Annotated in this window: 1 protein-coding gene; it reads left to right on the top strand. The window is 39.8% G+C overall.

Features of this window, described 5'->3' with window-relative positions; all coding sequences use genetic code 11:
- Positions 1-264, top strand: a 264-nt coding sequence (locus CCAND38_RS01630; RefSeq protein ID WP_042343315.1) for a T9SS type B sorting domain-containing protein, incomplete at both ends; no start/stop codon positions are given.

The raw sequence follows: 264 nt of genomic DNA, 5'->3' as shown, positions 1-264 counted from the left end.
TCCGTCGGATGATGAGGTTGTTTACACACCTAACCGAGGTTATGCAGGAGTAGACAGTTTCGAGTATGAGCTTTGCGATACGATGGGTAACTGTTCTATAGCTAAGGTAACGATAACGGTGTTGAATGATGTAATTCCTCACAATGGTATTTCTGTGAATGGAGATGGATTGAATGACTACTTCCATATTCAAGGTATAGAGAGATATCCTAATAATACGGTTCGTATTTACAATCGTTGGGGAGTTAAGGTATTTGAGACGAA

Origin of the sequence: Capnocytophaga canis (assembly GCF_000827555.1) — a bacterium.
Classification (GTDB): domain Bacteria; phylum Bacteroidota; class Bacteroidia; order Flavobacteriales; family Flavobacteriaceae; genus Capnocytophaga; species Capnocytophaga canis.
This window is presented reverse-complemented; position numbering and strand designations above follow the sequence as displayed.